At 47.6% G+C, this 18,245-nt stretch carries 19 protein-coding genes and 1 other annotated feature (1 of these 20 cut by a window edge); of the genes, 8 read left to right on the top strand and 11 right to left on the bottom strand.

What is annotated here, in order from left to right; genetic code table 11:
* Positions 1-14: 14 nt before the first annotated feature.
* Complete coding sequence (locus tag P0X86_RS27360) at positions 15-158, bottom strand: hypothetical protein (RefSeq protein WP_277746978.1); 144 nt, start codon at positions 156-158, stop codon at positions 15-17.
* A gap of 15 nt (positions 159-173) precedes the next feature.
* On the bottom strand, positions 174-410 hold the full coding sequence (locus P0X86_RS27365) for a helix-turn-helix domain-containing protein (RefSeq protein ID WP_277746979.1): 237 nt from the start codon (positions 408-410) through the stop codon (positions 174-176).
* A 151-nt stretch (positions 411-561) separates the two neighbouring features.
* Between P0X86_RS27365 and P0X86_RS27370 the strand changes: the two genes are divergently transcribed.
* The 5 genes from P0X86_RS27370 (at position 562) to P0X86_RS27390 (ending at position 5,059) form a co-directional block, all read left to right on the top strand.
* Positions 562-969: a helix-turn-helix domain-containing protein gene (locus tag P0X86_RS27370; protein ID WP_277746980.1), complete on the top strand. Its 408-nt coding sequence runs from the start codon at positions 562-564 to the stop codon at positions 967-969.
* Between the two features lie 31 nt (positions 970-1,000).
* A complete protein-coding gene (locus P0X86_RS27375) occupies positions 1,001-1,357 on the top strand; it encodes a hypothetical protein (protein WP_277746981.1) in 357 nt (118 codons plus the stop codon).
* Between the two features lie 95 nt (positions 1,358-1,452).
* A complete protein-coding gene (locus P0X86_RS27380; protein WP_277746982.1) occupies positions 1,453-2,814 on the top strand; it encodes an SNIPE associated domain-containing protein in 1,362 nt (453 codons plus the stop codon).
* A gap of 115 nt (positions 2,815-2,929) precedes the next feature.
* A complete protein-coding gene (locus tag P0X86_RS27385) occupies positions 2,930-3,814 on the top strand; it encodes an ImmA/IrrE family metallo-endopeptidase (RefSeq protein WP_277746983.1) in 885 nt (294 codons plus the stop codon).
* A 15-nt stretch (positions 3,815-3,829) separates the two neighbouring features.
* A complete protein-coding gene (locus P0X86_RS27390; protein ID WP_277746984.1) occupies positions 3,830-5,059 on the top strand; it encodes a tyrosine-type recombinase/integrase in 1,230 nt (409 codons plus the stop codon).
* Between the two features lie 102 nt (positions 5,060-5,161).
* Here P0X86_RS27390 and groL read toward each other — a convergent pair whose 3' ends face one another.
* The 3 genes from groL to P0X86_RS27405 all read right to left on the bottom strand — a co-directional run bounded on the left by groL (position 5,162) and on the right by P0X86_RS27405 (position 8,320).
* Positions 5,162-6,790 carry a chaperonin GroEL gene (gene groL / locus P0X86_RS27395; protein ID WP_009593977.1) on the bottom strand — a complete coding sequence of 543 codons (1,629 nt, stop codon included), beginning with the start codon at positions 6,788-6,790 and terminating at the stop codon, positions 5,162-5,164.
* A 61-nt stretch (positions 6,791-6,851) separates the two neighbouring features.
* Positions 6,852-7,133 (bottom strand): co-chaperone GroES, encoded by a 282-nt coding sequence (groES, locus tag P0X86_RS27400; protein ID WP_006212454.1) that lies wholly within the window; start codon positions 7,131-7,133, stop codon positions 6,852-6,854.
* Positions 7,134-7,522: 389 nt separating this feature from the next.
* The gene (locus tag P0X86_RS27405) at positions 7,523-8,320 is read right to left on the bottom strand and encodes a nucleotidyltransferase domain-containing protein (protein WP_096776532.1); all 798 of its coding nucleotides are present in this window, start codon (positions 8,318-8,320) and stop codon (positions 7,523-7,525) included.
* Positions 8,321-8,524: 204 nt separating this feature from the next.
* Between P0X86_RS27405 and P0X86_RS27410 the strand changes: the two genes are divergently transcribed.
* Both P0X86_RS27410 and P0X86_RS27415 read left to right on the top strand, forming a co-directional pair.
* Positions 8,525-9,856, top strand: a complete 1,332-nt coding sequence (locus tag P0X86_RS27410) for a helix-turn-helix transcriptional regulator (RefSeq protein WP_096776533.1) — start codon at positions 8,525-8,527, stop codon at positions 9,854-9,856.
* Positions 9,825-10,640 carry a WYL domain-containing protein gene (locus P0X86_RS27415; RefSeq protein WP_192570669.1) on the top strand — a complete coding sequence of 272 codons (816 nt, stop codon included), beginning with the start codon at positions 9,825-9,827 and terminating at the stop codon, positions 10,638-10,640. The genes P0X86_RS27410 and P0X86_RS27415 overlap by 32 nt, the downstream gene beginning before the upstream one ends.
* A gap of 173 nt (positions 10,641-10,813) precedes the next feature.
* Here the strand turns inward: P0X86_RS27415 and tatC are convergent, their stop codons facing one another.
* From tatC to P0X86_RS27440, 5 genes are all read right to left on the bottom strand, one after another.
* Positions 10,814-11,587 (bottom strand): twin-arginine translocase subunit TatC, encoded by a 774-nt coding sequence (gene tatC / locus P0X86_RS27420; RefSeq protein ID WP_015737287.1) that lies wholly within the window; start codon positions 11,585-11,587, stop codon positions 10,814-10,816.
* Positions 11,588-11,665: 78 nt separating this feature from the next.
* A complete protein-coding gene (locus tag P0X86_RS27425; RefSeq protein ID WP_096776535.1) occupies positions 11,666-11,902 on the bottom strand; it encodes a twin-arginine translocase TatA/TatE family subunit in 237 nt (78 codons plus the stop codon).
* Between the two features lie 219 nt (positions 11,903-12,121).
* A complete protein-coding gene (locus P0X86_RS27430) occupies positions 12,122-12,613 on the bottom strand; it encodes a MogA/MoaB family molybdenum cofactor biosynthesis protein (protein ID WP_009593970.1) in 492 nt (163 codons plus the stop codon).
* A 44-nt stretch (positions 12,614-12,657) separates the two neighbouring features.
* Positions 12,658-13,134: a cyclic pyranopterin monophosphate synthase MoaC gene (gene moaC / locus P0X86_RS27435; RefSeq protein WP_096776536.1), complete on the bottom strand. Its 477-nt coding sequence runs from the start codon at positions 13,132-13,134 to the stop codon at positions 12,658-12,660.
* Between the two features lie 3 nt (positions 13,135-13,137).
* Positions 13,138-13,785, bottom strand: coding sequence for a 5-formyltetrahydrofolate cyclo-ligase (locus P0X86_RS27440; protein ID WP_096776537.1), 648 nt, complete (start codon positions 13,783-13,785; stop codon positions 13,138-13,140).
* A gap of 286 nt (positions 13,786-14,071) precedes the next feature.
* Here P0X86_RS27440 and P0X86_RS27445 point away from each other — a divergent pair, with 286 nt between their 5' ends.
* Positions 14,072-16,024, top strand: a complete 1,953-nt coding sequence (locus tag P0X86_RS27445) for an ABC-F family ATP-binding cassette domain-containing protein (protein ID WP_096776538.1) — start codon at positions 14,072-14,074, stop codon at positions 16,022-16,024.
* A 453-nt stretch (positions 16,025-16,477) separates the two neighbouring features.
* Here P0X86_RS27445 and P0X86_RS27450 read toward each other — a convergent pair whose 3' ends face one another.
* Complete coding sequence (locus P0X86_RS27450) at positions 16,478-18,001, bottom strand: 2-isopropylmalate synthase (protein WP_277746985.1); 1,524 nt, start codon at positions 17,999-18,001, stop codon at positions 16,478-16,480.
* 164 nt (positions 18,002-18,165) lie between these two features.
* Positions 18,166-18,245, bottom strand: a binding site (T-box leader) (it continues 259 nt past the right edge of the window).

The following is an 18,245-nucleotide window of genomic DNA, read 5'->3' on the forward strand; positions in this document are numbered from 1 at the left end:
CCCCCCGCCTCCCTTTAGAATTTAATAAGTACATAACGTGTTTTATTTGAATCGGGCCACATGCTGTGCAATGTCCATCCTTCGGACAACATTTCATTTACTTCTATACAATCAAATGTTTCTTTGACAGCTATGGCTTCAGATAACTGATGTTCCATCTAACCTGCCTCCTTTCAAGCAGTGTCTTTTCCGGAAAATGACCGTTGTGCATTTTTTGCACTATTTGATTCAAAAAAAATCGGCCACTCAAACTGAAGCACCTCTGCAATTCTTTTAGCAACCCTAACACTTGGCACAGTCCCATTTTCAATCTTGGTATAATAAGACCTTTCGATTCCAGCCAACTCGGCAACTTTTTCTTGGGTTAGGCTCAACTGAGTTCGTTTGTCGATTAAAAATTGAGTGTCCACCGCTCCACCTCCTTGTGAAGTTTCTACACATATTATAATGTGCATTAAATTCACAGTCAACTATTAATGTGTAATTTTATCACATTTATTTTTTTGTGAATTTTTTTCACTTATAATATTCAATAAATATAATGGTAAATGAGGTATATAGATGACTTCATTCAATGAAAGACTTAGGGAGTTACGGTCACGAAAGAAAATATCTCAACAAGAATTATCTGATCGTCTTGGGTTTAATCGTGCAACATATGCACGATACGAAACCGGTAATACACAACCTGATTTTGATACACTTAAAAAATTGGCCGATTTCTTTGAAGTGAGCACTGACTACTTATTGGGGCGAACTGATAAACCACGTTCTTCTATTCAATCAGATGGTTTTGACGAGAAAGAACAAGCCGAATTCGAAGCATTTATTAATAATCCAGAGCACGGAATTTTTTTCAAAGATTATCTGGACGCCCCAGAAGAACGTCGTGAGGAAATGAGGATCATTTTTAAAGCGTTGATGGAAAAGGAAAGAGACCGGAAACCGGGACAAAGACAAGGTGAATAAGCAAATACCTCAGCCGATGAGGATTTAATTAATGGTGATTATTTTGAATCATGAAGAGATCAGAAAAGGGGTAACCCAATCTCGCGAGAGTGAATCTGGAGTAAACTGGTTGTTCGGAGAGATAATTATTATTGCAGTGATATCAGGTATATACTTTTCTTCATGGTGGGTTTTCGGAGGAGTTTTTCTAGGTTCGATTATTCTTATGAACATTAAACCAGTGCGATATTTGTTATTTATAATTCTTTCTTTGGGATGTGGAGTTGTAGGCTGGATTATCGGGCAGTGGTTCGACAGCCTAGGCGCTTCAGTTGTCATCTCTGTTATTGCTACCTTAGCTTCTGGAGGAGCGCATATCTATGCTAATAAATGGTTGAATGATATCTAATACCCTGATCTGATGCCAGTCATCTCAACAACAAGGGGAGTAAATCCTGAAGCAAGTACCCCAGCCGATGGGGATTACACGGTGGAATTAATAAAATGAGCATACTTGATATTTTTAGAATAAAGAAAATAAAAACTGAGCTTGAAAATGTTCGTGCTGATTATGAGAATTTAAAAAAAATCATGACACCTGAACATCAAGAAGCATTCGATTTAACGATAGCAATATCTAAGTTATCCCATGAAAAAAACTTGTTGTTAGATGAGATTCAATTACAAAAAAATAAATTAGATGTGTTGTACTCACAGTATGAAACCAAATCGAAGGAGCTTCTGGATCTGGATGAACAAATTAGCTTAGAATCCTTTTCTCTTTATAAACCCAAGTTTGAATTTGCAAATAGCACTATCTTTAAACAAAAGCTTGATACACTACGAGATGCACAAAAGTTAATGATCAAGGAAGGCACAGCCTGTGTAGGCAGCCAAAGCTGGACCGTGAACAACAATAAGGCAGAAGGAAGAAAAATGGTCAATGACATGATTAAGCTTTCGCTTAGGTCATTTAATAACGAATGCGACGTTTGCGTTGCGAATGTCAAGTTTAATAATATAGCCACTTATGAAAAAAGGATAATCAAATCATATGAAACTCTGAATAAGCTGGGCAAGATAATGCAAGTTTATATTACCGAGGAATATTTACAACTAAAATTGACAGAGCTATATCTCGCATATGAATATTCAGTAAAAAAACAAGAGGAGAAAGAAGAACAACGCCAGATCCGTGAACAAATGCGTGAAGAAGCCCGTCTCCAGCGTGAAATTGATGAGGCAAGAAAAACTATCGAAAAAGAAAAACGCCATTATACAAATGCTTTAGAGAAAGCAATGAAACAGTTGGAGCAGTGCAAGTCAGAGGAAGAACGGTTACTTATTAGTGACAAAATAGCCGAGCTACAAAAAAATCTGCAGGAAATTGAAGTAAGCCTTCAAGAAGTTGACTATCGTGAAGCCAACCAAAGGGCCGGTTATGTGTATGTAATATCTAATATAGGTTCATTTGGAGAAGGTGTGTTCAAAATCGGTATGACTCGAAGACTCGATCCTTATGATCGCGTATACGAACTTGGTGATGCCTCAGTGCCGTTTAATTTTGATGTCCATGCTATGATTTTTTCAGACGATGCTCCAACTCTAGAGGCAAAATTACATAAAACATTTGAAAATAAACGTTTAAATTATGTTAATAAACGCAGAGAGTATTTTAAAGTATCAATAGATGAAATTGAGCAGGTAATAAAAAACAACCATGATAAATCAGTTGAATTTATTCGAACATCTGCTGCAGAAGAATATCGTGAATCAATTTTATTAAGAAATCAGCAAGAGATCGTTGATTCAGAACAACAACATGCTTGGCAAGAGGTCGCAGTTGGAAATCAACATAAAAATTAGAAGTCAATAAATTAAAGAATCGATAACTGTTATCTCCGCTATAGAAACAGCCAGTCACTGGCTTTTCTTTTTAAGCACAAACCGAACATACATTCCCAAAAGTGGAGGTTGCAACATGTTTAGATATTATGAAACCACTCCATTAGAACAATTTGTTGAAAGGACTTATGCACGCCACGGAATACATACACCTCAACAGCTGACCGTCGAAGAACTGTCCAATCATTTAAATATTTGGATTCATTATCACAGAGTCCGAAGTCGTGCGGTAGAAACTTTGCCGGGAAAATATAGCATTTTTCTAGACAACAGATTAACACCTGAAAAACAATGGGTTGAATTTTTGCATGAACTCTGTCATTTACTCCGACACGCCGGCAATCAAATGGTGTTACCTAAATCATTCACGAAAGCTCAGGAAATAGAAGCAGACCACTTTGTGCTCTACGCTGCCATGCCAATTTCTATGATATCCAAGCTTTCATTACCGGATAATCAGGCTGATGCCATTCGTTTCTTAGCGTCCACTTTTAGAGTTCCGACCTATGTCGCGAAGCAAAGACTAGAGCAAATCCAGCGAAGGGTATATCAAGGGAAGTTGTTGAGCGAAACCTCAAAGCTCATGGAGATCAGGAATCGAATAAATTATGAAGATATTCCTAGCCAGAGTGAAACGACCTTCTATGCTTATTTCGACCCAAGTGGTGATTACATCGAGCCTTCTCAAATCATTATTCAGGTAGATAAAAATACCCTTCTTACTCAAGAGGAACTTACCTTCTCGCTGGACGGTCCATTCAAACGTATCGAGGAAAGCCAGCTGGAGGCATTTGTCGACTGTAAACCTATAAAGTTTAATGATTTGGATTACACCAGAGATGGGAAGATCAGTCTGAAGCTGAGCCACCTGGCCAGCAGGTATTATAATTCCGCCTTCAAGTTCATCGTTCAGCGGAAAGATATAGAGCAAGTATTAAATTTTTATGGAGCAGATTTCTGAGGAGGGCGATGGAAAGTGGCGAGTTATACAAAAGTCCCCGCCAAGAATAAGCAAGGATATAAATGGATCTGCACATTAGAGGGGCCGCCTGATCCAGTTACGGGAAAACGTAAGCAAATTCCTCGCCGAGGCGATACAAAAAAAGAAGCACTGGATCGTGCACAAAAAGTTTTAGACCAGTTAACGAAACACGGAGTTGATGCGAAGAAGGTAAAAAAGCTCCCATTTGAGGAGGTCGCTTGGGAATGGTTAAAAACATATTCTAAAGGAAAAGTAAAGCCCGGGACAATTCGAATAAGAGAAAAGGAAATCAAAATCCTTTTGCGTTATATTGCGAAAATGAACATAGACAAAATTACACACAGGCAGTACCAGAATATTCTTAATGAACTTGATGATAAGGAATATGCAAGAACTACTATCGAGGGAGTTCATGTTACAGCCAACATGATCATGAAATATGCAATAAAAAGTAAAATGAGGATTGACAACCCTTGCACAGGTGCAATCATACCTGAGAAGATCCTTACAGTCGAAGAAATCGAAAACACATCCATCGAGGATGAATTTTTAGAGAGGAACGAACTAACGGAATTTCTAGAAGCAGCTTTCCTTCATGGTATGCCTATGGATCTAGAAAGGTTTTACCTATTAGCATTCTCCGGTATGCGCTCCGGCGAGTTATGCGCATTGAAATGGACGGACATATATTTCGAATCAAATCAAATTCGTATTACAAAGACACTTTATAACGAAAACAATAACATGAAAGAATATCAACTTGTCCCCCCCAAAACCAAAGGATCGATCCGCACGGTAGACATTGATGAGAGCGTAATGAATCTGCTAAAGTCTTACAAGGATGCTCAGCAGAAAATCATGCTCAAAAATAAAGAGACTAATCCAGAATTTCATGATGCTAATTTTGTATTTTGTCGGGATAATGGATACCCGTTTATTCAAAAAACCGTATTAAATCGAATGGAAAGACTTCTCAAGAAAACATCCATAAAAAAAGCAGCAACACCTCATATCTTCAGGCATACACACATTAGTATGCTTGCTGAAGCTGGAGTGGATTTGAAAACAATTATGCAGCGGGTCGGTCACGATGATCCAGAGACCACATTAAGAATCTATACCCACGTAACTGAGAAAATGAGAAAAAATGCGAACGAGAGAATCCGAATACACTTCGCCGATATTTTGAACTTCAAATTCAACACTAATCGACACCTCGCCTGATCCAGTTTTGCAAGGAATGTGATTTTTTCGTGATTTTATATCAAAAGGCTCCCTCTCGGGAGCCTTTCATTATGCGGTATTACAGGGTTTTTGACCCCTTTGTTACATCATGCCGCCCATTCCACCCATGCCGCCCATGTCAGGCATAGCTGGTTTTTCTGGTTCTGGCTTGTCAGCGATAACCGCTTCGGTTGTCAGGAACATGGCCGCAACGGATGCAGCGTTTTGAAGAGCGGAACGCGTTACTTTGGCAGGGTCAACGATACCTGCTTCGAACATGTTCACCCAAGTATCGGTAGCCGCGTTGTAGCCGATGCCGATCTCTTCTTTTTTCAGACGCTCTACGATGACGGAACCTTCTTGGCCAGCGTTAGCTGCAATCGTGCGGATCGGCTCTTCCAGAGCGCGCAGAACGATGTTCACGCCTGTTTTCTCGTCGCCTTCAACTTGAACTGCAGCAACAGCGTTGTATACGTTAACGAGCGCTGTACCACCACCGGATACCATACCTTCTTCAACCGCAGCGCGAGTTGCGTTCAGGGCATCTTCGATGCGCAGTTTGCGTTCTTTCAATTCCGTCTCAGTAGCCGCACCGACTTTGATAACCGCTACGCCGCCAGCCAATTTAGCCAGACGCTCTTGCAGTTTCTCTTTGTCGAAATCGGAAGTCGTTTCTTCCAATTGGTTGCGGATTTGCTTCACGCGAGCATCGATATCTTCCTTGTTGCCAGCGCCATCCACGATGATCGTGTTCTCTTTGGTTACGCGCACTTGACGAGCGGTACCCAATTGATCGATGGAAGCCGTTTTCAGGTCGAGGCCGAGCTCTTCCGTAATCACTTGACCGCCAGTCAATGCAGCGATATCTTGCAGCATGGCTTTGCGACGGTCGCCGAAGCCAGGAGCTTTAACAGCAACAGCGTTGAACGTTCCGCGCAGTTTGTTCACGATCAGCATCGCTTGCGCTTCGCCTTCGATGTCTTCCGCGATCAGTACGAGCGGTTTGCCTTGCTGTACGATTTTTTCAAGGATCGGCAGGATCTCTTGCGTGTTGGTTACTTTTTTATCGGTGATCAGGATGTATGGATTCTCAAGAACGGCTTCCATTTTATCCGTATCGGTGATCATGTATGGAGAGATGTAGCCGCGGTCGAATTGCATACCTTCTACTACTTCAAGCTCCGTCAAGAAGCCGCGGGATTCTTCAACGGTGATAACGCCGTCTTTACCCACTTTGTCCATTGCTTCTGCAATCAGTTGACCTACTTCTTCGTCAGCTGCGGATACGGAAGCGACTTGAGCGATCTCCTGATGGTTTTTCACTTCTTTCGCGATATTCGCAAGCTCGGTTACGGCTGCTTTAACCGCTTTGTCGATACCCTTGCGGATGATCATTGGGTTTGCGCCAGCTGTAACGTTCTTCAGACCTTCACGGATCATGGCTTGTGCCAGAACCGTTGCCGTTGTTGTACCGTCACCGGCAACATCGTTGGTTTTGGTAGCTACTTCTTTAACTAGCTGAGCACCCATGTTCTCGAATGCATCTTCCAGCTCGATTTCTTTAGCGATGGTTACGCCGTCATTCGTGATGAGCGGGCTTCCGAATTTTTTCTCAAGAACCACGTTACGGCCTTTCGGTCCGAGCGTTACTTTAACTGCATTTGCCAAAGCATCTACACCGCGAAGCATGGAGCGACGGGCGTCTTCACTGAACTTAATGTCTTTTGCCATGGTATTACATACCTCCCTAGTGGATTATGGAATGGTAAAACAGGATATATTCAGGCATTCATTAGCCTAAGATCGCGTGGATGTCGCTTTCTTTCATAATCAAATATTCTTTACCTTCGTATTTGATTTCTGTTCCAGCGTATTTGGAGAAAATAACTCGGTCGCCTTCTTTAACTTCCAAAGGTACACGTGCGCCGTCTTTCAGTGAGCCGCTGCCTACAGCAATAACTTTACCTTCTTGCGGCTTTTCTTTAGCAGAGTCAGGAAGTACAATCCCGAATGCCGTTGTTTCTTCTTGTTCGATCGGTTCTACCAATACGCGTTCACCTAAAGGTCTGATCATGAAAAAATAGCCTCCTTTAAATATGTTGTGATGCTTTTTCCAAAGCCTTATGTATTAGCACTCGACAACCCTCAGTGCTAACAACCAATTTTATGATACTCAAGTTGTCTTAAAATTTCAAGTCCTTTGCATGAATTTTTGATCATTTTTTTGCAATCCGGACTTAGGGAGAGGTTGTCCCTAAACCCCCTTCACCATTGTATCCATGACCAGCCAAAATATGCCTGAGGCTTTAGGAACACTACACGAATGGAACCATAGATCTAGTCATCATTCGGCAGAACAAAACAGCCCGGAGCATGCCCTTCCGCAGAAAGATTTCATCTTTCATAAAACTGCGGATTCGTTGATGTGAGCTGAATAATTGCCAAATTGGCCTATAACTGCCGTCAGCCGGTTCCCCATGCTTCAACCAGCGCGTTCCGAAACAAATCATCCAGCATTTGATCCAGATCCATGTCTTGATGTTTCTGATTCTTGGCCAGCTGCTCATATTCGTTCAATTTATCTTCAATGAATGCGTTAATGATAGGAAGCTTCGGTTCAATATTCATCTCTTCACCCGAACGTTTGCGAAGAAGCAATTGATCAATCTCCTGTTTCAGCGCACTTCCTTGATCTAATAAGCGATCCGTAAGCAGCTCGAATTCCATGGGAGGCATCTCGTTGTAGGTTTGAATCCAGTCGCATGCCAGGATCGGACGCAGTACATAGAAATATTTTTTGATCTTAACGTCTCCCCCTTGCAAATACATCCGGTAATTGCCTTTGGCCATGTTCAGGTAGTGGTGCATGCAAGATTTAGGCGAGAAGGCAAGCGGAGATATGCTTCGGATTTGCTGTGCGATGCCAAGCGTCTCCTTATACTTGATGGGGGACTCCAGCCATTCAAGCAGGGGCGGATTCGACTTGCGAAAAAGCCCCAATGCTTTTTTCAAATCCCAACCGCTCATATCCAGCCTGTCGTTGATTGGCCGTTCAATCACATCCCGCTTGTCGAAGATCGATAAATACCACTCCACGGGTCTGATATAGATAAACCTTACGTCGTAATCGCTGTCCGTCGACGGGAAACCCCAGGCCCTGCTGCCTGATTCGCAGGCATACAGGATTAGGACCCCTTCCTCCTTCTCAATCCGCTCAAGTTCTTGTTGAATCGTCGATTTCATTTCCTGCGTTATATTCATATCCGGAATCTCTCCTTCTGTAGTTGCCGTGTAAATTTCCGATATCCTTATTGTCCTCCATGCGTTCCTATTTCAACAGGGCAAAAGTATGGCGATAACAAATTGATATTACAATATCCTTCCTTTATGCGGTTCCCTATCCTTGCTACAATAGTTACAGACTGGATCGCGTACAATCTAATATATGATTTGAAGGAGGGCGCCATGGCTCGGGAAAGCTTCGATAAAGAAATCCAATTTCTTCGTATTCTGGCGCTGGCCGGCGGCGCATACAACCGGCAACAACTGGCCGATCGCCTTGGCATTTCAGTACATACCTATGACAAAACGCTCCGAAATTTAAAAAATAAAATTGAATCGCTTCAGCCGCAGCTCTCCGAAGAACAAAGTCTTACCCTCTCCGAAGGTCTGCGCTATTCATACTATGAAACCGCTGATCCGCTCCTGCTGCTGCTGTTCCGCGGCAAATCGCTCAAAGCATCGGAAAGCTTGAGGCTATCCATGATCCTCACCCAGCTGCAGCATCAGCAGTTAACCGCGAAGGAACTCATCGAACGCTGCGGCGATCAATTCCCGGACGGAGAAACACTGCCCGATGAGAAGACGATACGCGGGGATCTCAAATACCTGGAAGAAGTCGGAGTCATCGTGAGGACAGGCGCAGAACGGCCGTACCGTTACAGGGGCGCCCGTGACCTCATCGATTCGTTGTCGGATGACGAGCTTCTTGATCTCTACGATTATGTGGACGTCATGTCGAACACGCAGCTCCCCTCTGTTCAGGGGTATATGCTTCGAGACAATTTAAAGAGGGCCCTGCGTAATCGTGACATCGCCGCACACTCGGACCCGGCCTATATTTATAAGTATCATTACCATTCACGCATATTGGATGAGGCGCATCTGCACACCATTTTTCAGGCGATCACCAAAAGGGCGAGGCTTCGTTTCCTGTATTTATCGCCAAAAAGCTCTTCACGCTATGCTTCCCGAAACACGAATCCGCTGTTCCATAGGGAATCCAAAGGGCTTCGGGAAACGGTGCTGCCGCTGCGCGTGATCTATGACCATCAATACGGCCGTTGGTACCTGATCGGTCATAACGGCAGACAGGGCCTCATGAAGTTTCGCATGGAAGGATTGACTCAAATCGAAGAAGGCGAAGTGGTTGAAGAAGAAGTATTCCAACAGCGACTCATGGAAACGCTGGCCGAATTCGAGCACAGCTGGGTTACCGATACCCGTAATCCCACCAAGGTCGTGGCCAGATTCTTTAACCCGGAGGGCAGCAAAGTGAATTTCGTGCTGAACCGGGTCAAGGCGCAAGGGCAATGGGGGACCGTTACCATGGAATCCGAGAGCTCGTTCTTATACGAAATTGAAGTGAACGGCACCAGCGAAATTAAGCCTTGGCTCCGCAGCTTCGGCTCCAGCTGCGAGGTGCTCCAGCCACGCTCCCTTCGGCAGGAGTTCATTAAGGAATGGAAGGAGATTGCCGCTTATTATGAGCCAGAATCCATTCGAGAAGATATTTAACTACCAGATCATAACAAGGCTTGAGGAAACCGACTCGATTGCCATTACCGCTCAGGAACGGGGATGGCTGAAAATGATGCTGGTGCACCCCGAGGCGGCAAACGCCTTTACGCCCGGCACCTTGGACCGGCTCAAGGAGCTCCTCCACATGGAGCATAGCGGTGCCGAGATGAAAGGGATCATTCTGGAGAAAGCCAAGGGACAGGAACGAAGCGTTTACCATCCGCATCTTCGAACCTTGCGCAGAATGATCATGCAGGATCAGGGCTTTCGCCTAAGCTACCGCACGAAGCATGGAGAAGCGCGCAGCAATCAGTCCGGTTTCCCGTACAAACTGGAGTACTCCATGATCAAACGGGAATGGATGCTGATCTGGTACAGCAAAAGCCGAAGAGGACTCATGTACACGAAACTCGATCATATTTTATATATACAAGGGACTTCGCTCCCCTCCTTCCGGATCGATCGCATAAAGGAACGGCTGCAGAAGCTGATGGAAAAACAGAAAAAGCAAGCGATCATTGAGATCCACCGGCGGTACAACGGGGAATTGTCGCGGATCCTTTACGCCTTTTCCTGCTTTGACAAAACGGTGCATTATGATGAAGCTTCCGATACCTACCGCATTCAGGTCTGCTATTTGGAGGATGAGTGCGAATTTCTGCTCTCGCGCATTCGCTTTCTCGGCCTGAGGGTGAAAGTCGTGGAAGGAAGCACGCTGCAGGCCCGAATGCAAGAAACCGCTGCGCTGGCTCTGGCGAGATATGCGCAAGATGAAGGTTAGGACGCCGCCATGACATGATTCCCATAAAGAAGACTGAGGCAATGATGAACACTAATTTCTAATCCATCATTCATTGGACAAAAAAACAACCCGCAAACCATACTCCCGAGGAGTGAAGTTTGCGGGTTATTTTTATTCTTAAAGGATCTCTTGTTTTGCAAAAAACAATACGGTCAGTCCTCTTCGTCTGCCCTTACGTAGCGGCTGTCCCGTTCCATGTCCGCCTCTAATTGCTTGCGATAGATCACGGAAGACAGAAACACGCTGAATTCGTATAGAAGCAGCAGCGGAATCGTGACCAGGAAATCCGATATAAAGTCCGGCGGCGTGATGACGACCGCGATAAAGACCAGCGCGAAATACGCGACCTTGCGCATCTTGCGAAGCCGCAGCGGATTCAGAATGCGAATTCTCGTCAAGAACATCACCACAAGCGGAAGCTCAAACAGCAAGGCAAGCGGCAATACGAGATTGAACATAAAATTCAAGTAATTGGTAATGCCGTAGGTTTCCTGAAGCCCCATGCCCTGCGTGATCGCCGTGGTAAACGACAGCGTCATCGGAAATACGATGTAATAACCAAACGTGATCCCGACGATGAACAGAACAAACGCATACGGCACGTAACGTATGGCCGCTTTCTGTTCTTCTTTGCGCAGCCCCGGCTTAACGAACGCCCAGAGCTGATAGAAGATCAGCGGAACGGAAATGACGAGCGAGAAAATGGCGGCGATTTTCATGTAGATTCCGATGCCATCCCAAAAAGAGAAGGCATGCAGCTCAAAGTTCTTGGCTTCTTCGGCCGCCGTCAAATAATGATAGATCGGGTCCGCAACGAAAAGCCCCCCGACCAGTCCTGCTACGAATACCACGAGCACGATTATAATTCGTTTGCGAAGCTCGCCCAAATGCTCCACAAGCGCCATATCTTTCACTTGCTCCGACAAGTTAACCACCACCCTGTATGTGACCCTGACAAAACAAAATCCCTCCCGAAGGAAGGGACTTCAAGCCTTGCTTTAATTCTATTCCGGAAGACGCTTGTCTTCAATCTTGGCTGGCTCAGCGGCAACGGCTTGCTGGGGAGCCTCTTCTTTCTTCTTCGCCGGTGCTTCGTCAGCGATAATCTCCCGCGCACCGTCCTTAAACTCACGGAATGTTCTTCCGACCGCACGTCCCAGTTCAGGAAGTTTGTTCGGTCCGAACAAGAGCAGCGCCAAAATAACGAGCAAAATAATGCCCGGCACTCCAATTGTACTCATATCTGTTCTCCTCCTCGTCCTGCTTAATGCCTTCAAAAGGACTTCAGGATGACATTAATCCATCATGCCTTGCAGCTGCAACAGGTTTTTAACTAAAGAAAATCATCCGACTCCAGCAGTGAAACAAGCTCATATACCGCCATCATACCATAATGTAAATCACATATACAGTCCAGAAACGTGACAGTTTATTTACATAATTATCTAATAAGGTACTCGTTAGAGCTGCTCGCGATACTGGCCCGTTACCATCAACAGTGCCTCCGGAAGCTGATCCATGACCGCGGCCAGATTCTCGTGCACGCCTTTGGGAGAGCCCGGGAGATTGACAATCAAGGTACGGCCGCGGACGCCGCATACGCCACGAAACAGCATCGCGCTCCGATTCTTCTGCATAACGGTAGCACGCATCGCTTCCGCAATGCCGGGCACTTCGCGTTCGATGACCCGCTTGGTCGCCTCGGGCGTAACATCCCGCACCGCCAGCTCCGTACCGCCTGTCGTGAGGACAAGGTCCACTTGATAATAATCCGTAAGCTCGATCAATGCCGCGATAATTTCGTCCTGCTCGTCCGGTACGATCCGGTATTCGATGATTTCACCGCTCAGCTCTTCCTCCACCAATTCCCGGATCACTTGAGCGCTCGTATCCTCGCGTTCCCCCCGCGAGCCTTTATCGCTCGCCGTCAGGATCGCCGTTTTCCACACCATCTGCCCTCTCTCCTTCCCACTCGTCCGAATCTCCTGTATCTATGCTATGTCGTTTTTTGTATGTAATCCCCGCTCTTGCCGCCGGTTTTGCTTACCAGCAGGGTCGGGCCGATGATCATGTCTTTCTGCAGGGCCTTGCACATGTCATAGACCGTAAGCGCAGCGGCTGAAGCAGCTGTCAAAGCTTCCATTTCAACACCGGTTTTGCCTGTGGTTTTCACGGTCGTTTCTATATATAACTCGTCTTTGGCGTTATCGCTGAACGCCACGTTCACGCCGGTCAACGGCAGCGGATGACACATCGGAATCCAGTTCGACGTGTTCTTGGCCGCCATAATGGCCGCAACCTGTGCCACGGCAAGCACATCTCCCTTGCCGATCTTCCCCTCCTGGATGCGGGCCAGCGTATCCGGATGCATACGGACCGTTGTCTTCGCTACCGCTGTCCGGGCGGTTACATCCTTATCACTGACATCCACCATTCGTGCTCTGCCTTGGTCATTAAAATGACTCAGTTCCATCTCTTATCCCTCCGCTGCAGGTCTGGTCTTCACGTTATGCCCCTGTTCCGTAACCAAACCGTCCAATACCCTATCATGTTCTTCCATAGGAACTTGTTCCAAGACCTGAACCTCGTAACCGATCCCCACCCACAAGGGCTTCTTGATCCGACGAGCGTTGGCTTGTGCTCCCTGGTTAAGCCTGTCCGACAGCCGGTCATAATAACCGCCTCCGTATCCAAGCCTTCCGCCCATTCTGTCAAACGCAAGCCCGGGGACCCAGACGATATCCGGTCCCGGATGATTCCATTTTTGCGACCGCAACGGATCAGGCTCCGAAATGCCGTAAGCGCCGGAAACCAGCTCGTCCCATGCCTGAAGCTTATACAATTCCATCGAACGGTCTTGGGTCAAGCTCCGTGGAACGATAACCTGGATCCCCTGCTTCCATGCCCATTCGATAAGAGGCCGGGAATCCAGCTCGGAGCGAAAGGGAACATAAATCATCATGCTCTGAAGATGGAGACGGTCCATGACCTCCGCAGCAAACGCGCAGGCTTGCTTCGACCGCTTGGCCCGCTCTTCCTCTGATAACTCGTCCCTTCGCAATGCCATCGTTTTGCGCAGGGCGGCTTTTGCGGATGCCCGCTTCAAATCTTCCTCAGGGTTCACACGTGATCTTTCCTCTCACGCTTATAATTAAGTTTAGTTTACCACTGTTCCTTCCTTTAGCCAAGAATGACGGAAGTCGCCAATCATGGTCGATTGTTCGGTCATTTTCATGTACACTTAATTTAAGATAGAAGAAACGCATAAACTCCAAAGCACGCGATCATTCAGATTGCCATAAAACAGCGTCTACGCGCGTTCTGTCGGAGCATGTACGTCGGAAGTCGTTTTTTCTTATAATGAAGAATTATTGGAAGAATCATATAGAAAGATGGAGGTTTCACATAACATGCTGCTGCAAGCCAATGGCATTACGAAATTATATGGCGTTACGCCCGTCCTGGACGGGATCAATCTGCAAGTCCTTGAACGCGAAAGAATCGGCCTCGTCGGAGTCAATGGAGCCGGGAAATCGACGCTGCTTAAAATTTTGGCCGGCGAGATGTCCTATGATGGCGGACAAATCTTCAAAGCCAAGGAAACCACCGTCGGTTATCTTGCCCAGAACAGCGGGCTTCAGTCCGATTCCTCCATATGGAACGAGATGCTGGATGTCTTTACTCCCCTGCTGGAGATGGAGCGTGAGCTTCGTCAGATGGAGGAGCAGATCGCCGACCCCAAGTCGAGCGAAGATCCGAAGAAATACCAGGAGCTTCTGGATCGTTATGCGGTCCGCTCGGACTGGTTCAAGGATCAAGGCGGATATGAGATCGAAACACGCATACGCAGCGTGCTGCACGGCATGGGATTCGGCAGCTTTTCACCGGATACGTCCATTGCCACGTTAAGCGGCGGGCAGAAGACAAGGCTGGCCCTTGCAAAAATACTGCTGCAGGCACCCGACCTGCTGATGCTGGACGAACCGACCAACCATCTGGATATCGCAACCCTCACCTGGCTGGAGGATTATTTGCGCGGTTATTCCGGCTCGCTGCTCGTCGTTTCCCATGACCGGTATTTCCTGGATCGGCTCGTGACCACCATCGTGGAGATCGAACGCCGCCATTCCAAAAAATATACCGGCAACTACAGCCGGTACATTGAGCTGAAAGCAGCCGAATACGAATCCCAGCTGAAGCAATACGAGAAGCAGCAGGATGAGATCTCCCGCATGGAGAACTTCATTCAGCGAAACCTGGTACGGGCCTCTACGACCAAGCGTGCGCAGAGCCGCCGCAAAGCGCTGGATAAAATGGAGCGGCTCGACAAACCGCTGGGCGATCTCAAGAAAGCTCATTTTTCTTTTGAAGCCGAGTATATGTCAGGGAAAGACGTCCTTCACGTACGTGATCTGTCGCTTGCGTTCGAGCAGGACAAACCGCTGTTTCGGCAAGTTTCCTTTGATCTCAGCCGCGGGGAAACCGTAGCTTTGATCGGACCCAACGGGGTGGGCAAATCGACGCTTCTGAAATGCTTGATCGGTACCATGAAGCCGACGGCGGGGTCGCTGCAATGGGGTACAAAAGTGAAGATCGGCTATTACGATCAGGAGCAATCCGAGCTGAACCCAAGCAACACCGTCCTGGAAGAGCTGTGGGGCACCTATCCGCATATGGAGGAAGCCCGCATTCGTACCGTTCTGGGCAATTTCCTCTTCAGCGGCGAAGATGTCCTCAAGAAGATCAGCTCCTTAAGCGGCGGGGAAAAAGCACGCGTCTCGCTTGCCAAGCTCATGCTTCTGGAAGCCAACATGCTCATCTTGGACGAACCGACGAACCATCTTGACTTGTTTGCGAAAGAGGTGCTGGAATCGGCACTCATGGATTACGAGGGCACTTTATTGTTCATATCCCATGACCGTTACTTCCTTAATAAAATGGCGGAACGCATCATCGAGCTTCATCCGGACGGCATTCAACATTTCCTGGGTAATTATGACGACTATACGGAGAAAAAGCAGGAAATTCTTGATATGGACAACGAGCCATCCGAGCCGTTTGCCCGCCACACCCTGAAACAGGAAGGGAAAGCCGAGGCTCTGCCTGAGAAGCAAGGGGCCGTTTCCTTCGAAGCCGAGAAGCAGGCGAAACGGGAGGAACGAAACCGTCAGCGCAGGCTTGCCAGCTTGGAGGAGCAAATTCATGTCCTGGAATCGGACATTACCCAATTGGAAACCGAAATGACCTTGCCGGAGATCTATCAGGATTATATGGCGCTCCAAGAACGGCAACAGTCGTTAGAGGAGAAAAAGAGTCAGCTTGAGCAAATATTTGCCGAATGGGAGTCATTGCTGGAAGCCTAAAAAAATTCACAAAAGTGTTTCAAATGAAGATTTACGATTATACACAAACTTATCCCCAGGAATGGTGCATAAGTTTATCATGAAAATGGCCGAAATGGCCATTTTTTTGTTGTTATACGCGGATCCCCGGTCCTATATCCAGCTTTATCCACTAAGTTATTCACATTATCCACAGTTTCCACCGGGGAATTTGAAAATCCTGTCCCCTCTTTTCAGCGTCTTGCAAAAGACCGATTTATCGACATTTTTCTCGGTTATGCACATTTTTTGGCGAATATGTGGATAACGTTGTTCACAACTTGACAGTGTTTGATGTTCTATATATTTAGCTCCTATATAGGGCCTACCTTTTATTATTTTGGAAAAAAGCGACCTTCCCCGTTCCGGGTTGAAGGTCGCTTGTGCCAATCTAAGTAAATGTAAGCAGCTGAGGTCCCTTAATCGCTTCGATGCCTAAACCGACATTAACGCCGAGTTGCATGCCGCAACGTATGCCAAGCCTGCGGCCATGACGATATCCTGGTGCACGGCCGTGCCGCGGAAGATCTTGCCGGCCTTCTCCACCGTTACCGCCGCTTCGGCATGCGCGTCCTCGCCGCTGCTTAAAGAATGCAGCTCCAGATCGCCAAACCGGATGTCGCTGCTGATTCCTTGGCTGATCGCCGATATGACGGCTTGCACGGGACCGTCCGCCACGCTGGAGTAGGTGGCTTCCGTCTGCTCGCTCAATTGGCGCAGCGTAACCGCGGCAACCCTGCTGCTTCCCGTGCCGGAAATGACCTGCGCCTCGGACAGTTCGTACACCTGAGCCGGCTTGCCCAATGTGCGGCTGACCATCTGCAGCAGCTGATCATCGCTGACCACCTTTTGACGGTCAGCCGTTTCCTTGAAGGTATCGTACAGGGATTCCATCTCGGCTCCCTCGAGCCGGACACCGTAACGGGCCAAGCGGTCCTTCAGGGCATGGCGGCCGGAGTGCTTGCCCAGTACGATCATGCTTCGCGGAATGCCCAGCTTCTCCGGATCCATAATCTCGTAGGTGCTACGATCCTTCAGAAGACCGTCCTGGTGAATGCCGGATTCATGCTGGAAGGCGTTCCGGCCGACCACGGGCTTATTGAAGGCGATCGGAAAATGCATCGCACCGCTGACGAGGCGGGATACCTCGTACAGCTTCTCGGCCGTAATGCCCGTCTCTGCCCGCAGCATGTCACCCCGGGTAGATAGAGCCATGACAAGCTCTTCCAGCGCGCAGTTGCCTGCACGTTCGCCCACCCCGTTCACGGTGACCTCAATTTGACTCGCGCCGTTCTCGATCGCGGCCAGGCTGTTGGCCACGGCTAAACCGAGATCGTTATGGCAGTGGGCACTGTAGGCGACCCTCTTCCCGCCTCGGGCGCCTTCCCGCACCCGCCGGAACATCTCGCCGTATTCGTTCGGAAGCGCATATCCGACCGTATCCGGCAGATTGATGATCGTGGCTCCCTCTTCGATAACGGCCTCCACCATTTCGATCAGGTCGTCGATGACCGTTCGGGAAGCATCCATCGCCGTGAATTCCACCACATCGCTGAATTGCCTCGCATAAGCCGTCATTTCACGCGCCCTTGCCACGACTTCCGGACGGCTCATGCGCAACTGGTGGCGAAGATGGATGTCGGAAGAGGAAATAAACAGGTGAATCCGCCTTCTCGCCGCATCCTGGGTTGCCTTGACGGCCGCATCAATATCCCCTTTTACCGCTCGCGCGAACCCGCAAATCTCCACCTGCTGCAGCTGCCTTGAAATGGCCTGCACAGCGGCGAACTCTCCGGGACTGGACACCGGAAACCCGGGCTCCATCACGTCAACGCCCAATTCCGCCAGCTTTCCGGCCAGCACCATCTTCTGCTCGGGCTGGAGACTTGCCCCTGGTGCCTGTTCTCCGTCCCGCAATGTCGTATCGAAAATTCGGATCGTTCTCTTGGATTCATTCATCTTCCGATATTCCTCCTTCGTTAGGGTACAACCCTGATTTTCATTCGATTGGATTCCGTTGTTCTATCCAACTGGTTATGTTCAATGCACGTCCGCACGTCGACTTGCGTCCGCCTCCCACCCTGCTGCTGCCGGCAGCAAAAAAGCCCGCCATCTCTTATATCATAAGAGACGACGGGCTAAAGACCCTCCGTGGTACCACTCTAATTGACACGCCATGCTGTTCAGCGATGCTGACGCACGC

Origin of the sequence: Paenibacillus sp. BR1-192, assembly GCF_029542445.1 — a bacterium.
In the GTDB taxonomy this organism is placed as follows: Bacteria; Bacillota; Bacilli; order Paenibacillales; family Paenibacillaceae; genus Paenibacillus_AQ; species Paenibacillus_AQ lautus_A.

Coding starts and splice junctions, on each gene's coding strand:
- P0X86_RS27405 (WP_096776532.1), bottom strand. CDS start 8,320: ATGAATATAACGCAGGAAATGAAATCGACGATTCAACAAGAACTTGAG.
- groL (WP_009593977.1), bottom strand. CDS start 6,790: ATGGCAAAAGACATTAAGTTCAGTGAAGACGCCCGTCGCTCCATGCTT.
- P0X86_RS27450 (WP_277746985.1), bottom strand. CDS start 18,001: ATGAATGAATCCAAGAGAACGATCCGAATTTTCGATACGACATTGCGG.
- P0X86_RS27430 (WP_009593970.1), bottom strand. CDS start 12,613: ATGGTGTGGAAAACGGCGATCCTGACGGCGAGCGATAAAGGCTCGCGG.
- groES (WP_006212454.1), bottom strand. CDS start 7,133: ATGATCAGACCTTTAGGTGAACGCGTATTGGTAGAACCGATCGAACAA.
- P0X86_RS27415 (WP_192570669.1), top strand. CDS start 9,825: ATGAGCCAGAATCCATTCGAGAAGATATTTAACTACCAGATCATAACA.
- moaC (WP_096776536.1), bottom strand. CDS start 13,134: ATGGAACTGAGTCATTTTAATGACCAAGGCAGAGCACGAATGGTGGAT.
- P0X86_RS27445 (WP_096776538.1), top strand. CDS start 14,072: ATGCTGCTGCAAGCCAATGGCATTACGAAATTATATGGCGTTACGCCC.
- P0X86_RS27410 (WP_096776533.1), top strand. CDS start 8,525: ATGGCTCGGGAAAGCTTCGATAAAGAAATCCAATTTCTTCGTATTCTG.
- P0X86_RS27380 (WP_277746982.1), top strand. CDS start 1,453: ATGAGCATACTTGATATTTTTAGAATAAAGAAAATAAAAACTGAGCTT.
- P0X86_RS27375 (WP_277746981.1), top strand. CDS start 1,001: ATGGTGATTATTTTGAATCATGAAGAGATCAGAAAAGGGGTAACCCAA.
- P0X86_RS27385 (WP_277746983.1), top strand. CDS start 2,930: ATGTTTAGATATTATGAAACCACTCCATTAGAACAATTTGTTGAAAGG.
- P0X86_RS27370 (WP_277746980.1), top strand. CDS start 562: ATGACTTCATTCAATGAAAGACTTAGGGAGTTACGGTCACGAAAGAAA.
- P0X86_RS27425 (WP_096776535.1), bottom strand. CDS start 11,902: ATGAGTACAATTGGAGTGCCGGGCATTATTTTGCTCGTTATTTTGGCG.
- P0X86_RS27360 (WP_277746978.1), bottom strand. CDS start 158: ATGGAACATCAGTTATCTGAAGCCATAGCTGTCAAAGAAACATTTGAT.